Consider the following 14,798-nt stretch of genomic DNA (forward strand, 5'->3'; position numbering starts at 1 on the left):
GCCTTCTTAAGCCCGCGTGGCCGGCCAGTGTGGCATGCCGAGTCGCGCGTTATCACCGCTCGAATAGACAGGAGACGGAAATGCCCAAGATGAAGACCAAATCAGCCGCGAAAAAGCGGTTCAAGGTCACCGCGACCGGTAAGATCAAATCGGCCCAGGCAGGCAAGCGCCACGGCATGATCAAGCGGACGACCAAGTTTATCCGTGACGCGCGGGGCACCATGGTGCTGAGCGAGCCGGATACGAAGATCGTCAAGTCCTACATGCCCTACGCTCGCTGAGGAGACCAGACATATGGCACGCGTCAAATCCGGTAAGGTCACCCACGCCCGTCACCGCAAGGTCGTCAAGGCAGCAGCTGGCTATTACAGCGCACGCTCGCGCAACTTCCGTACGGCGACCCAGGCGGTCGACAAAGCGAACCAATACGCAACCCGCGACCGCAAGACCCGCAAGCGCAACTTCCGCGCCCTGTGGATCCAGCGGATCAACGCGGCTTGCCGCGCCATCGATCCGGCGCTGACCTACTCGCGCTTCATCAACCTGCTGGCTCTGTCCGGGATCGAAGTGGACCGCAAGGTTCTGGCCGATCTCGCCGTGCATGAGCCCGAAGCCTTCGGCCAGATCGTGGCTCAGGCGCAGGCAGCGCAGGCCTGATCCTTTCACGGATCGGTTGAGAGTTCAGACAGGGCCGTCCTTCGGGGCGGCCCTTTCGCATGGGGGTGAGCGGGCAGGGGGGGGCTTTCTGCCCCCCTCTTCGGCTGTCGCCGAATTCACCCCCCGAGGATATTTAAGGACAGATGATGGCGCGCTCAGAAGGGCTTTGAGAGATGCCTTGAGCCGGGCAGGCCGAAGCGCATCGGCCAGTCGGCGGCTTTGGTGATGCCGATGCGGGGGCCGGTCAGCCAGGTCTGGGGCGGGTTCAGCGCAAGGTGGAAGTCCGGCGGGCCGAAGGCGCGGGCGTCATCGTCGCCGGTGATGCCGAGGGCCTGCGCGAGCATGCCGGGGCCTTTGCACAGCGCCTTTGCCGGGCCGCGGCGGGCCTGCATGGCGGGGAGGCCGCTCAGCGGCTCGAGCGCACGGATCAGGACGGCGTGGCCGGGCAGGCCGACGACGTTGAGGCACCAGTGCAGCCCATAGATCCGATAGACATAGGCGTGACCGGCGGGGCCGAACATGGCCGCGTTGCGGCGCGTGGGGCCGGGGAACGAGTGCGAGGCGGGGTCGTCGGGGGCGTAGGCCTCGGTCTCGGTGATACGGCCTGCGCAGCCGCGCACGGTGAGGACGGCACCCAGCAGGCGCGGGGCGAGCCGGGCGGCGGGAAGGGCGAAGCTCACCGCAACAGGGCGGCGACCTGACGCTTTTGCGGCCGCGTCCGGTGCTCGACCACGTAGATGCCCTGCCAGCTGCCCAGGGCGAGCGATCCGGTGATCACCGGGATCTGCAGGCTGACCGGCAGGTGGGCGGCCTTGATATGGGCGGGCATGTCATCAGGGCCCTCAAGCGTGTGGGTGATCCAGCGCATCGACGGGTCATTTGCCGGCGGCACCAGCCGGTTCAGCCATGTCTTGAGGTCGCGCTGAACGTCGGGATCGGCGTTCTCCTGGATCAGCAGACTGGCCGAGGTGTGGCGGATGAAGAGGGTCAGCAGGGCTTCGTCCACGGTCTGGCGGGCGAGCCATTGGGTGATCTGCGGGGTGATCTCGTAAAGACCGGGGCCCTGAGTTTGCAGGGTGAATTGGCTGTGCATGATGCGGCCCAGCCTAGCGGGTTTGCCCTGCGTCGGGAAGGGGGCGCAGAGGGGCTGTCCCACGATGGGACATTTTCCTGCGCGTTGTATTTCAGCGGGTTGCGGGGCACGATTTACCAATTGTTAGGGTTTGGCCGGGCAGGCGCGGGGTTTTGCACCCGACACAGCCCTTGATCCGCGTGCAAAACAACCGCAGCGTGGGGCCTGCCGCCGCAGGGGCGGCGCGCAGGCAGGGAGAGCGCCATGCATATCGGTCTGATCGGCGGCATCGGCCCTGCCGCGACGGTGGTCTATTACGAGCGGCTGGTGGCGGCGTTTCGCGCGCGCGGGCGGGTGCTGGAACTGACCATCGCGCAGGCCGACGTGCAGGTGCTGGCGCGCAACGCCGAGGTTGACGACCGCGCGGCGCAGGCTGCCGTCTATGCAAGGCATCTGGCGCAGCTGAAGGGGGCGGGGGCGGATTTCGGCACGATCACCTCGATCGGCGGGCATTTCTGCTATGCCGAGACCGAAGCGATCAGCCCCCTGCCGCTGGTCAGCGCGATTGCGCCGGTCGATGCCGGGCTGGCGGCGCGCGGCCTGCGCTGCGTCGGCGTGCTGGGGACGCGGCAGGTGACGGGATCGCTGCTTTATGGCCAGTTGGTGCAGACGCAGGCGCTGGCCCCGGCCGAGATCGAGGCGGTGCACAGCGCTTATGTCGGCATGGCGACCTCGGGCGCGTGCACGCCGGACGCGCGGGCGCTGCTGTTCGACGAAGGCGCGCGGATGATCGAGCAAGGGGCCGAGGCGGTGCTGCTGGCGGGGACCGATCTGGGGCTGGCGTTTGACGGGTATGATCCGGGCTATCCGGTGATCGACGCGCTCGATCTGCATGTGGCGCATCTGGTGGCTCTGGCGATGGGGTGAGGGGGCAACCGATGGACGGCAGGAGGGGAGTGTCGGGGTGAACCCCGACCTACGCGGTGGTGCGCTATGAATGCACACCCTACGGCTCGCTAACGGGAGACCTGACAACACGTCACAAAGGTTGGATAACGGCAGCCCGGCGTTAGCGCCGGGCAGCGCCCGACCCGCCCAGTCACGCAGGACCCGTGCCCGTGGCACGACGGCGGGAGCAGTCGCTCCAATCCTACGTGTCGGGCGCTGGCCTATTTGGGGGAGAAGGTGCGTAATGGATGTGCGCTTAGTTATGCCTAGCGCGTAAGCAGTAGTTCATCTTCGCAGACGCACAAAAAATTTTCAATTTCGTGAGGAGACAACCTTGCTAACTCAGGTAGGAAGTCGGAACTCGGCAAATAGCGCACTTTGATTTTCCGTGGCTTTTTCCTGATATGGACGAAAAAGTTCTTGGCACCACCAAGAGCGCCTCGTTGGACAAAAACGTCATTTGGGGAAACCTTGAGAAACGCACCGATCCTCAAAGCGGTGTCGTAGATCATCAATGGACCTACGTCAGGCACGCCTCCAATGGCCTTAGATACGATGCCATAGAGCTGCAAAAAATCTGTTGCGTCTTGCAAGATAAGTTCGTTAGCGCTTAGTTTATCGAAAACTGAAGTAATTGCAGTTTTCGGTAAGCGGTATTGGTGCGGATGCTTGATGTTTGGGCCTTCAAAATCCGCTCTGGATGCCCGAGCAATTGCTTCTCGAATGTCTGGCGCGCTTGAATAATGAGCTAAGTGACTCCGAAGTTTCGGACGGTGGTGAGATAAATAACCAATAATTAGTGCATCTAATGTAGCCACTGCGGACGCTTTCCTATAGCTGACAAGTCTGCCCTTTCGGGCACTAATTCATTGAAGATCCCGCACGGTGCTGAGATCATTTTTACATTCGGATCGATGACCTTGCGACGCGCGTTGGTCAAAATCCTGCAAAAACATTGGCACATCACTAGAAAGTCTGGCTGGCTTAATTGACCGTGATCTCGCATAGCATGCCAATAGCAACGCGCATGCACAAGGTGCTTTTCTTGCGGGCACGAACGTGCACAATATGTGCTTAGCAGGGTCACCAAGTTGCAGTAAGAGCCCGGAAGCAAGCAACAGAACGGGTACTATTTCGGCGGCAATTGTACGGACGAGCGATCATCTGGCTCGTCGAATTAACCCTGCGCGCAAAAGCTGCTAAGGCCTCAGCCCTTCCGCCGCGCCAGCAGCGGCGCGATGAACGCAATCACGGCGTTCGCGTTGGCGAGCGTGTGCAGGTTGGTCATCAGCTCGCCCGAGCTGTCGTTCACGTCACACTCGAAGCGGCGTTCGACGTCGGTTTGGTCGCAGAGGCCGGTGTCGAAGCATGGGCCGCGGAAGATCCAGCGCAGGTGGTCGCGGGCGCCGAGGAAGCCGAAGGGGCAGTCGGCGTATTTGCGCGAGACCGGGCGGGCGGCGAGGTAGATGGCCGACAGCGGCCCCCGGCTGAGCGGGTAGACGAAGACCCCGCGCGTCGAGTCGCACCACGCCATGAGGCGCTCAAAGGCGGCGAGAGCGTCTTCGCTCTCGATCCGCCCCTGAACGCGCTCGATGTGATAGCGGTCCTGTTCCGAGGTATTCACTGGTCCAGGAAGCTCCGCAGCTTGCGCGAGCGCGAGGGGTGCTTGAGCTTGCGCAGGGCCTTGGCCTCGATCTGACGGATGCGTTCGCGGGTGACCGAGAACTGCTGACCGACCTCTTCGAGCGTGTGGTCGGTGTTCATGCCGATACCAAAGCGCATGCGCAGGACGCGTTCCTCACGCGGGGTGAGGGACGAGAGCACCCGCGTTGTCGTCTCGCGCAGGTTCTCCTGAATGGCAGAGTCCAGCGGCAGAACGGCGTTCTTGTCCTCGATGAAATCGCCAAGCTGGCTGTCTTCCTCGTCGCCAATCGGCGTTTCGAGCGAGATCGGTTCCTTGGCGATTTTCAGGACCTTGCGGACCTTGTCGAGCGGCATCTGCAGCTTTTCGGCCAGTTCCTCGGGCGAGGGTTCGCGGCCGATTTCGTGCAGGATCTGGCGCGAGGTGCGCACCAGCTTGTTCATCGTCTCGATCATGTGGACCGGGATGCGGATGGTCCGCGCCTGGTCGGCGATCGAGCGGGTGATGGCCTGACGGATCCACCAGGTTGCGTAGGTCGAGAACTTGTAGCCGCGGCGGTATTCGAACTTGTCGACGGCCTTCATCAGGCCGATGTTGCCTTCCTGGATGAGATCCAGGAATTGCAGACCGCGGTTGGTGTATTTCTTGGCAATCGAGATCACCAGACGCAGGTTCGCCTCGACCATTTCCTTCTTGGCCTGACGCGCTTCGCGCTCGCCCTTCTGGACCTGAGACACGATGCGGCGGAATTCCGAGATGTCGACGCCAACGTAGCGCCCGACCTCGGCCATATCCTCGCGCAGTTCGACGACCTTGTCGCCGAACTTGTCGAAGATGGTCTGCCAGCCGCGACCCTTGGCTTTCGCCATGCGGTCGCACCAGGTCGGGTCCAGCTCATACCCGCGGTATTCGTCGATGAATTCGCGGCGGTTGATGCGGGCCTGATCGGCCAGTTTGACCATGGCCGAGTCGATGGTCATGATCTTCTTGTTGATGCCGTAGAGCTGGTCGATCAGCGCTTCGATCCGGTTGTTGTGCAGGTGAAGCGAGTTCACCAGCACGACGATTTCCGAACGCAGCTTCTGGTAGGCGGTCTCTTCCGAGGCCGAGAAGCGGGCCTGTTCCTGCAGGGTGGCCTGCATGCGCTGCTGCTGCATCTGTTCGAGCAGATCATAGTCATGGGCGATCTGGTCGAGCGTTTCGAGCACGCGCGGCTTGAGCGAGGCTTCCATCGCGGCCAGCGACATGCTGGTCTGGTCGTACTCGTCGTCGTCGTCGTCATTGTTCGACAGCGGGTTGCCGTCGGCATCCATCTCGGGATCGGCGCGGCGGGCAGGACGTTCGGACGTGGTGCCATCGGCGTTGAGGCTGTTGACGACGGGCTCGTCATCTTCATCCTCAAGCGAGTTGCCGAAGGTTGCTTCAAGGTCGATGACCTCGCGCAGCAGCACTTCTTCGGTCAGCAGTTCGTCGCGCCAGATGATGATGGCCTGAAAGGTCAGCGGGCTTTCGCACAGCCCGGCAATCATCGTGTTGCGCCCGGCCTCGATGCGCTTGGCGATGGCGATTTCGCCCTCGCGGCTCAGCAGTTCGACCGAGCCCATCTCGCGCAGGTACATGCGCACCGGATCGTCGGTGCGATCCAGCGTTTCACTGGTCGAGGCGGCGACGACAACATCGGTCGTCCCCGACGCGGTGACGTCGGGCACCGAGGGGCCTTCGCCCTCTTCGGTTTCTTCTTCCTCGACGACGTTGATGCCCATTTCCGAGAGCATCGACATCACGTCTTCAATTTGTTCCGACGAAACCTGATCCGGGGGCATCACCTGATTGAGTTGCTCATAGGTGATGAAACCGCGTTCACGCGCAGCTGCGATCATGCGCCGGACCGAAGCCTGGCTCATGTCGAGCGTGAATTCGTTTTCCTGGTCTTCGGGTTTCGCGTCGTCGTTATCTTTGGCGACCATGGTTCCTCCGGCAGGGGGCGCGGCGTGATTCGTGTTGGTCCAGAGATAGCGTTCCGATGGGCCGAATCACAGGGGTATCGGTTAAATTCAGTGAGTCGCGGGGCGAATCACCTCTAAGTTGGTCCGTCTCGTCGCTTTTTCTTCAGCCAGATCTGCGAATCGAGCATGGATTGAAGCTGTGCAGACAGGCTGGCGCGGTCTTCGCCCAGGTCTGTGGCTGATTCGCCCAGATCGCCGCGACCCGCGCGATCCATCCGGGCCGAGGCATCGCCCAGCCGGTAGGTCAGCGTTTCATCGGCGATCCGGTCGACATCGGCGGTCAGTTCCGCCAGCTCGCGGCGCAGGGCGCGGCGGCTGCGCAGGATCTGGAAATCCTCGGCCAGACAGCGGCGCACGAAGTCGGGTTCGGCCTGGCTGCGCAGCATCGGTGCAATCGAGACATGCGGCTGGGCGCGCAGGTCGCTGAGGGTATTGCCCGCGCGGGCGGCGAGGGTTTCGGCGTCTGGCTGGGGCTCTTCCTGCGCGGCCCGCAGCAGGATGGTCTGCAACGCGCGGTGTTCATCCCGGCGGAAATCCATCTCGACCAGACGGTCGTCGAACTCGATCAGCAGGGCAGGGTGGGCAAAGAGCACAGCGAGGATCAGCGCCTCGCGCAGTTCCTCATCCGCGCCCTCATTGCCCCCGGCAAGGACCGAGCCACGGGTGCCGGGCAGCGGCAGGCCCGGCGGGGCCTTGCCTTTGCCCTTGCCGTAACCGCCTGAACCGTAGGACTGGCGGAAACCGGACTGAAACGGGCCGGCCTTGTCGGCAAAGAGCGTGCGGCGTTGCTGGCGGAATTCTTCGGAATAATGCTCGCGCAGATTGGCGTCGGTGATGCGGTCCAGAAGCGCGCGCAGTCGCTGATCGAGAGCGGCGCGGCGTTCGGGGCTGTCAAAGACATGGCCCTGAATTTCGGCCTCCCACAGCAGCTTGGCCATGGGGACGGCCTTGTCGATCACCGCTTTCATCGCGCCGGGTCCGCCGGATTTGATCAGATCGTCCGGGTCTTGCCCGCCCGGCAGCAGCGCAAAACGCAGGCTTTGCCCGGCGCTGATCAGCGGCAGCGCCAGATTGGCCACGCGAAGCCCGGCGCGCAGGCCCGCAGCATCGCCGTCCAGCGCGATGATCGGCTCGTCATGCAGGCGCCAGATCAGGCGCAACTGGTCTTCGGTCACGGCGGTGCCCAAGGGAGCGACGGCGCTCTCAAACCCCGCGCCGACCAGCGCGATGACGTCCATATAGCCCTCGGCCACGATCAGCGGGCCGGTCTTGCCTGCGGCGGCACGGGCAGGGCCCATGTTGAACAGGTTGCGGCCCTTGTCGAACAGCGGGGTTTCGGGCGAGTTCAGGTACTTGGCACGCGCGTTCTCGGCCATGGCGCGCCCGCCGAAGGCGATGGCGCGGCCACGGGCGTCACGGATGGGGAACATGATCCGGCCGCGGAAGCGGTCGAAGGGCGCGCCGCCATCGTCGGGCTTGGCGCAGAGCCCGGCTTCTATGATCGCCTCGGGCTTCACGCCCGCCTGCGTCAGATGGTGGAACAGAACCTGCCGCTGATCGGGGGCAAAGCCGATCTCCCAACGCTCACGCTGGGCTTCGGACAGGCCCCGGCGGTCGAGATAGGCGCGGGCCTCGGCGGCCTGCGAGCCCATGAGCTGGATGCGGTAGAAGCGCACGGCTTTTTCCATGACCTCGGCCAGCGCGCCGCGCTTGTCGTCACGCTGCTGCGCGCCGGGGTCGCGTTCAGGCATGGGCAGGCCCGCCTCACGCGCCAGCGCCTCGACCGCTTCCATGAAGCTGAGGTTCTGGGTTTCCTGCAGGAAGCTCAGCGCGTCACCTTTGGCCTGACAGCCGAAGCAATAGTAGAACCCCTTGCGGTCATCGACGTGGAACGAGGCGTTCTTTTCGTGGTGGAACGGGCAGGGAGCCCAGAAGTCGCCCTTGCCCTGATTGGATTTGCGCAGATCCCAGGTCACAGCACGGCCGACAACCTGCGCGATGGAGACGCGGTTGCGCAGTTCGTCAAGAAATCCGGGTGGCAAGGACATGGACGGGGGCGATTCCGGGGCTGGGACGGGGGCGAGAGGAGTCAGATATAGGGCGCAGGGGGCCGATGCGCTACTGTTGGGCGATCACGATCGGTGATTCAGCGGGCTGGGTGCGCGGGCTGGGCGGGAAAGGGCCGCCCAAGACGAAAACAGGGGCCCGAGGGCCCCCGTCTTGATCACAGTGCAGACGCCGTTATTCGGCAGCGTCGGGGGCAGCTGCAGGCTGGTCACCGGCAGTGTCGGGCTTGTCGGCGGCGACACGCGGTTTGCGGGCACGGCGCGGCTTGGGGGCGGGCTTTGCGGCCTCGTCCGTGGTCTCAGCCGCAGGCTGGGGCGCGGGGGCCACAGCATCAGGGGCCGGCGTGGGCGCGGGAGCTTGCTTGGCCTCAGGCTGGGTCTGTGCGCGCGATTCCGGCGTTTCCACCAGCATCGAGTCGCCGTCCGACGGCGTGCCCTCTTCGCGCGGATCGCCCGAGTCGCGCTTGCTGCGGCGCTCGTCGAAACGCTTGTTGCGGCGCTCTTTCCACTCAGGGCGCGGCGCGTCGGACTTCTCAGTGCGGGGCTGATCCGAGCGGGCATCGGCGCGCGGCTCGGAGCGGTTGTCGCCCCGGTTGTCGTCGCGGTTATCCGACCGGTTGTCGGCGCGATTGTCCTGACGGTTATCGTTCCGGCTGTCGCTCTGGCGGTCGCCGTCGCTATCGCCATCGGCACGACGGTTCTGGCCACTGTGCTGGCCGTTCCCGTTGTTGTTGCCGTTGTTGTTGTTCTGGCCGTTGTTCTGGCCATTGCCGTTCTGGCCGTTCTGACCATTGTTCGGCTGGTTCTGACGCTGCTCGGCCTCGCGGTTCATCTCGGCCTGCGCTTCGTTCAGCATGCGCGTGTAATGCTCGGCATGCTGCAGGAAGTTCTCAGCCGCGACGCGGTCGCCCGACAGCTGCGCATCGCGCGCCAGCAGGGCGTATTTGTCGATGATCTGCTGGGGGGTGCCACGCACCTTCCCCTCAGGCCCCGAGCTGTCAAAAACGCGGTTGATGATATTGCCCAGCGAGCGCGGACGATTCTGTTTGGATCGCGAACGTTTGTTCGATGGTCTCATGAAAGCGGGTTCCGGCCTTGGTCGGGACGTTAGACCCACAGGCGGCACCAGGAGCGGCGCGACAGGGTCAGGCTGTCTGAATGATTGAGCGGCGTGGATCGGCGATCGAGGCGCGAACAGCACCGGCTCTGCTTCGACTAATCACGCCACTTTGGTCTAGACAAGTCCGAATGTGTGAAAAACCTGCTAAGTTCTGCGTGTTTTCGCTAAAACGTGGCTGAAAAAGCATAAATCCGCCGGGTGGGGCGGGGTTATTCCGGGTTCTGCGCGCTCACCACCCGGTCGCGGCCATCGAGGTCGGGCAAGATTCGCACGGCCTGCAGACCGGCGCCGGCGAAGAGTTCCGCGACCTGGGCACCCTGCGTCGGCCCGATCTCGACCATCAGGCGACCACCGGGGGTCAGGCGGCTCGGCGCGTCACGGGCGATGGCGCGGTAGGGGGCGAGCCCATCGCCGCCGGGGGTCAGCGCCATGCGCGGCTCGTGCAGCACTTCGGGCGAGAGGGCGGTCATCTCGGCCTCGGCGATATAGGGCGGGTTCGAGACGATGAGGTCAAAGCGGCCCTCAACGCTGGCGAACCAGTCCGAGAGAGCGAAGCGGGCGCGGGGGGTGAGGGCCAGCGCCTGAGCATTGGCTTGCGCGACGGTCAGGGCGGCGGGCGAGAGGTCGGTGGCAAGGCCGGTGGCCAGGGGGCGTTCGGCCAGCAGGGTCAGCAGGATCGCGCCCGAACCGGTGCCCAGATCGAGCACGCGGGTGAAGGGGCGGCTCAGCGCCTCGGCGATCAGCGTTTCGGTTTCGGGGCGCGGGTCGAGCACATCGGGGGTGACGCGGAAGGAGCGGCCCCAGAACAGCCGCTGGCCGGTGATATGGCTGACCGGGTGACGGGCGGCGCGGCGGGCGAGGGCGTCGGCGTAGCGGGCGCTGGCGTCCGGTGTGAGCGTATCGGCCAGGTGCAGCGTCACGCGGTCAGGCGCGATGCCCATCGCGTGGGCCAGCAGCAGACGGGCGTCGCGGGTGGGGTCGGGTACGCCTGCTGCGGCGAGTTGCGCGACGGCGGCGCGGAGGGCCTCGGCGGCACTCATTGCTCCAGCTCGGCCAGTCGGTCGGCCTGATCCTGCGCAATCAGCGGCTCGATCACCGGGTCCAGATCGCCGGCGACGATCTGCGCCAGCGCGTAGAGCGTCAGGTTGATGCGGTGGTCGGTCAGGCGGCCTTGCGGGAAGTTATAGGTGCGGATGCGTTCCGAGCGGTCGCCCGACCCGACCTGCGCCTTGCGGTCGGCGGCGCGGGCATCTTCCTGCCGGCGGCGCTCAAGGTCGAACAACCGGGCGCGCAGCACCTCCATCGCCAGCGCGCGGTTGCGGTGCTGGGATTTCTCGGAACTGGTGACGATGATGCCGGTGGGGATATGGGTGATGCGCACGGCGGAATCGGTGGTGTTGACGTGCTGACCGCCGGCGCCCGAGGCGCGCATGGTGTCGATGCGCAGATCGCTGTCGGGGATGTCTAGATCGACCTCGGACGCTTCAGGCAACACGGCGACGGTCGCAGCCGAGGTGTGGATGCGCCCGCCGGATTCGGTGACGGGCACGCGCTGGACGCGGTGGACGCCGGATTCGAACTTGAGCCGGGCGAAGACGCCTTCGCCCACAACCCGCATGACGGCTTCGCGCAGGCCGCCCAGCTCGGTCTCGGCGAAGGCGATCATCTCGCAGCGCCAGCCGCGGGTGTCGGCATAGCGCTGGTACATGCGCAGCAAGTCGGCGGCGAAAAGCGCAGCCTCATCGCCGCCGGTGCCGGGGCGGATCTCCAGAATAGCGGGGCGCTCGTCGGCGATGTCCTTGGGCAGAAGCGCGCGCTTGAGCTCGGCCTCCAGCGCGGGCAGGCGCTGGTCGAGCGCGGTGAGCTCGTCTTGCGCGAGAGCCCTCATTTCGGGGTCTGCAAGCATAGCCTCAGCCTCGACCCGCTGCGCCTGCGCGCCGTGCCATTCGGCGATGGCGGCGGTGACGGGCTTGAGCTCCTGATACTCGCGCCCCAGATCGGCCAGACGCGACGGATCGGCCCCGGCGGCGAGCTGTGCTTCGAGATACTCGAAACGGCGGGTGATCTGGTCAAGGGTGTCTTTGGGCAGCATGAAGCGGATGTGCCGGTGCGGGGCGGTTACGTCAAGGGGGAGCGGCGCTCGGCCCCATTGAGGGGCCTCGCGCCGCGCCGGGCTGCCGCCCGGACCCGCTCGGGAGGATTTTCCATCCTCCCGAACCCTCCTGGAGGATATTTTCAGACAGAAAATGGTGGTTAACGATCGGTTAACCGCACTTTCTTTGCTCTTCAAATATCCTCAGGGGGTGAGGCCCGGCACGGGCCGAGGGGGCAGAATGCCCCCTGCGGCGCCGCAAGGCGGCGCGTGGGTCGCGTGAGGGCGGGACGGCGCAAGCCGTTCTGGCCGAAGGCGAAACCCCTCGCTCGTTTATTGCAGGTACGGCATCGGGTCGACGCTTTCAAAGCCTTCGCGGACCTCGAAATGCAGGAAGGACGGATCGCCGCCACGCACGGTAGCGATGGTCTGGCCACGGGTCACGCGGTCACCGCGGGCGACGCGGATATCGTCGATGTTGGCGTAGACCGTCAGCAGGTTATTGTCATGCCGGATCACCAGGATCGGCACCTGATCGGTGTCCTGGGTGATGGCTGCAACCGTGCCAGCCGCCGCTGCGGTCACCGATGTGCCCGCAGGGGCGCCGATGCCGATGCCGTCGTTGCGCCCCTGAGCATAGGCGCGGATGATGCGGCCCTGCACAGGCATCGCCAGACGCGAGGTTTGCGTGCGCTGGCTGCCCATGTCGGCGACCGGCGGCTGAGGCGTGGTGGTGCCCTGACCGGCCGGTGTCGGGTTGGTGTTCGTCGGCAGTGGCGTGGTGGCCGAGGGCGGCACCGGGGTGGGTGAGCCCATGCCGGGTTGCGATGTCGTCGCCGGCGCCGTCTCGGTGGCGGGCAGCGCCACGGGCGTCGGGGTGGTGACGCCCGTGGCGTTCAGCGGTGCGCCCGCGACAGCCGCCGTTTGCGTGACCGGGATCACCAGAATCTGGCCTTCGCGCACGCTCATATCCGCAGGCAGGCCGTTCCAGTCGGCCAGCGAGCGCGGGGTGATGCTGTAGAGACGCGCGATGGTAAAGGCGCTTTCGCCGCGCTCGACCGTGTGGCGCAGCGGTTCGCTGCCTGCCGGGGTCATGGGGGCCAGCGGCGTGGCGGTTATGGAGTCCGTGGCGTCACCGACGCGCGAGGGCAGCACCAGCAGCTCGCCGCCGCGCAGGGCGGTATCGGGGGAGATGGCGTTATGCCGGGCCAGCGTGGCCGCATCCAGCCCCAGTCGGGCGGCGATGTCGCCGACGCTTTCACCGCGCTGCGCCACCGCGACCTGATAGCCCGGGTACGAGATCACGCCGCGTGCATCCGGTGCAGGCCGCGAGCCGGTGGCGTCGCGGGCGGCGTCCGAGGTCGAGAACCGGTCCGACGGCCGCAGGTCCCAGTCGAGGGTCGAGCTGGAGCCGCAAGCGGCCAGCACGAGGCTGGCGGACGCAAGAAGCGTCAGGGTGCGGGTTGCACGGATCGGGGTTTTGCCGGAGGTGCCCAAGTCTTGTCTGCTCATTCTGTCCACGCCGTTTCTTGTCCCGTCTGCAACCAGACATCCGGCATGCGCGGGGCTTTCGCCTTTTATAGCTGAAAAATAGGGGTGATACACCCCATCACCACAACGTGTAGTGGATTTTCGCTGAGGATATCGTGAGGAACGCCCTCTTCCACCACGGTTCAGTCCTTGGCCATGCCTTCCAGCAGCGGCACGAAGCGCACCGGGCGCAGTTCTTCATAGTCAAAGCCGCTGTCGAGCTTGCGCACTTTGATCAGGCTTTGCACGGCGTCCGACTGGCCCACCGGCACGATCATGATCCCTCCGACGCGCAGTTGCGCCAGCAAGGGGCCGGGCGGGTCTTCGGCGGCGGCGGTGACGATGATGCGGTCAAACGGTGCCTGATCGGGCAAACCGAAGCTGCCATCCGAGGCAATCGCGGTAATATTGTGCAGATCCAGACGGTTAAACGCCGCGCGCGCTTCACTGATCAGGGCGCGGTGACGCTCAACCGTATAGACCCGGCGGGCCAGCTGGCTGAGGATTGCCGCCTGATAGCCCGAGCCCGTGCCGACCTCGAGCACCTTGTCGCGAGCGTTCACTTCCAGCGCTTCGGTCATCAGGGCGACGATCGACGGCTGCGAGATGGTCTGCCCGCAGGCGATGGGCAGTGGCGTGTCTTCATAGGCGCGCTCGGCAAAGATGCCGGTGACAAAGGCGCCCCGGTCGATCTTTTCCATCGCGCGCAGCACAGCCGGGTCGGTCACGCCGCGCGAACGCAGCGTGTAGATGAAGCGCATGATTTGCTCAGCGCGTTCGGCGTCTGTCATTCGAGTCGCTCGCGCAGCAGGTCGAGCGTGTCATGTGCCGTCAGATCGCAGCGCATCGGCGTGATCGACACCCAGCCGTCCAGATTTGCTGCCGCATCGGTGCCGGGCTTGGTGGCGACGTTTTGCGGGCCGCCCTTGATCCACAGGAACTTGCGGCCCGAGGGCGAGATATGCGGCTCGACCCCGAACGAGGTATTCTTGCGAAAACCCTGCGCTGCGACCTTCATGCCCTTGACCTCATCGGCGGGAACCGGCGGGAAGTTGACGTTATAGAAGACGCGGTAATCTTCCTCTTCCCACACAGCCTTGTCGATCAGTGCCCGCACGACCGAGACGCCATGCGCCACGGCGGGTTCAAACATCCCGCCGTCCATGTCCTGCGAACGCGGGCCGATGTATTGTGACAGCGCGATGGCCTTCAGGCCTTGCAGAGCAGCCTCCATCGCGCCGCCGATGGTGCCAGAGTAGAGCGTGTTCTCGGCCGAGTTGTTGCCCCGGTTCACCCCAGACAGCACCAGATCAGGCCGCGCCCCGTCGAGCACGTCGAAGATCCCCGCCAGCACGCAGTCGGCGGGGCTGCCCTCGGCCGCGTAGCGACGCTCGCCCAGTTTGGCGATCATCATCGGATGGGTATAGCTGATCTTGTGGGCGACGCCCGATTGCTCAAAGGCCGGGGCGACGGTCCAGACCTCACCGCCGGGTCCGGCGATTTCGGCTGCGATCGCCTCGATCACCTTGAGTCCGGGGGCGTTGATGCCGTCGTCGTTGGTCACGAGAATGCGCATGGATCGCCTTTCCTTTTGTCGGGTTCTGCTTAGTGCAGGCCGGGACAAGCGGCAAGACAGAGGCGTGGCTCAAGCCGCGAACAAGGCGC

Annotated in this window: 15 protein-coding genes; 3 read left to right on the forward strand and 12 right to left on the reverse strand. The window is 65.1% G+C overall.

The features are described from left to right. Positions 1 to 80 precede the first annotated feature (80 nt). Together rpmI and rplT are read left to right on the forward strand one after the other, a co-directional pair. Positions 81 to 281: a 50S ribosomal protein L35 gene (gene rpmI / locus EAE28_RS10000; RefSeq protein WP_127105705.1), complete on the forward strand. Its 201-nt coding sequence runs from the start codon at positions 81 to 83 to the stop codon at positions 279 to 281. Positions 282 to 294: 13 nt separating this feature from the next. After that, a complete protein-coding gene (rplT, locus tag EAE28_RS10005) occupies positions 295 to 657 on the forward strand; it encodes a 50S ribosomal protein L20 (RefSeq protein ID WP_127105706.1) in 363 nt (120 codons plus the stop codon). Positions 658 to 812: 155 nt separating this feature from the next. Here rplT and EAE28_RS10010 read toward each other — a convergent pair whose 3' ends face one another. Beyond that, entirely contained in the window at positions 813 to 1,337 is a 525-nt protein-coding gene (locus EAE28_RS10010) for a DNA-3-methyladenine glycosylase (RefSeq protein WP_127105707.1), read from the reverse strand. Further along, positions 1,334 to 1,750, reverse strand: a complete 417-nt coding sequence (locus tag EAE28_RS10015) for a secondary thiamine-phosphate synthase enzyme YjbQ (RefSeq protein ID WP_127105708.1) — start codon at positions 1,748 to 1,750, stop codon at positions 1,334 to 1,336. The genes EAE28_RS10010 and EAE28_RS10015 overlap by 4 nt, the downstream gene beginning before the upstream one ends. 243 nt (positions 1,751 to 1,993) lie before the next feature. On the opposite strand from EAE28_RS10015, the gene EAE28_RS10020 reads away from it, so the two are divergent. Next, entirely contained in the window at positions 1,994 to 2,656 is a 663-nt protein-coding gene (locus tag EAE28_RS10020; RefSeq protein WP_127105709.1) for an aspartate/glutamate racemase family protein, read from the forward strand. Positions 2,657 to 2,943: 287 nt separating this feature from the next. On the opposite strand, the gene EAE28_RS10025 is transcribed toward EAE28_RS10020, so the two are convergent. The 10 genes from EAE28_RS10025 to surE form a co-directional block, all read right to left on the reverse strand. Beyond that, positions 2,944 to 3,495 (reverse strand): hypothetical protein, encoded by a 552-nt coding sequence (locus EAE28_RS10025; protein ID WP_127105710.1) that lies wholly within the window; start codon positions 3,493 to 3,495, stop codon positions 2,944 to 2,946. Between the two features lie 389 nt (positions 3,496 to 3,884). Continuing rightward, positions 3,885 to 4,301 carry a hypothetical protein gene (locus EAE28_RS10030; RefSeq protein ID WP_127105711.1) on the reverse strand — a complete coding sequence of 139 codons (417 nt, stop codon included), beginning with the start codon at positions 4,299 to 4,301 and terminating at the stop codon, positions 3,885 to 3,887. Beyond that, positions 4,298 to 6,286 carry an RNA polymerase sigma factor RpoD gene (gene rpoD / locus EAE28_RS10035; RefSeq protein ID WP_127105713.1) on the reverse strand — a complete coding sequence of 663 codons (1,989 nt, stop codon included), beginning with the start codon at positions 6,284 to 6,286 and terminating at the stop codon, positions 4,298 to 4,300. Before rpoD ends, EAE28_RS10030 begins: the two co-directional genes overlap by 4 nt. A 113-nt stretch (positions 6,287 to 6,399) precedes the next feature. Then, positions 6,400 to 8,373, reverse strand: coding sequence for a DNA primase (dnaG, locus tag EAE28_RS10040; RefSeq protein ID WP_127105715.1), 1,974 nt, complete (start codon positions 8,371 to 8,373; stop codon positions 6,400 to 6,402). 193 nt (positions 8,374 to 8,566) lie between these two features. After that, a complete protein-coding gene (locus tag EAE28_RS10045) occupies positions 8,567 to 9,469 on the reverse strand; it encodes a DUF4167 domain-containing protein (protein ID WP_127105717.1) in 903 nt (300 codons plus the stop codon). 251 nt (positions 9,470 to 9,720) lie between these two features. Next, a complete protein-coding gene (prmC, locus tag EAE28_RS10050) occupies positions 9,721 to 10,551 on the reverse strand; it encodes a peptide chain release factor N(5)-glutamine methyltransferase (RefSeq protein ID WP_127105719.1) in 831 nt (276 codons plus the stop codon). Continuing rightward, positions 10,548 to 11,603 (reverse strand): peptide chain release factor 1, encoded by a 1,056-nt coding sequence (gene prfA / locus EAE28_RS10055; RefSeq protein ID WP_127105721.1) that lies wholly within the window; start codon positions 11,601 to 11,603, stop codon positions 10,548 to 10,550. Before prfA ends, prmC begins: the two co-directional genes overlap by 4 nt. A gap of 333 nt (positions 11,604 to 11,936) precedes the next feature. Continuing rightward, a complete protein-coding gene (locus EAE28_RS10060) occupies positions 11,937 to 13,115 on the reverse strand; it encodes a peptidoglycan DD-metalloendopeptidase family protein (RefSeq protein ID WP_127105723.1) in 1,179 nt (392 codons plus the stop codon). 161 nt (positions 13,116 to 13,276) lie between these two features. After that, positions 13,277 to 13,924, reverse strand: coding sequence for a protein-L-isoaspartate(D-aspartate) O-methyltransferase (locus EAE28_RS10065; protein WP_127105725.1), 648 nt, complete (start codon positions 13,922 to 13,924; stop codon positions 13,277 to 13,279). After that, positions 13,921 to 14,709 carry a 5'/3'-nucleotidase SurE gene (surE, locus tag EAE28_RS10070; protein WP_127105727.1) on the reverse strand — a complete coding sequence of 263 codons (789 nt, stop codon included), beginning with the start codon at positions 14,707 to 14,709 and terminating at the stop codon, positions 13,921 to 13,923. The genes EAE28_RS10065 and surE overlap by 4 nt, the downstream gene beginning before the upstream one ends. Positions 14,710 to 14,798: the final 89 nt, after the last annotated feature.

The organism is Pararhodobacter zhoushanensis (assembly GCF_003990445.1).
Lineage (GTDB): Bacteria > Pseudomonadota > Alphaproteobacteria > Rhodobacterales > Rhodobacteraceae > Pararhodobacter > Pararhodobacter zhoushanensis.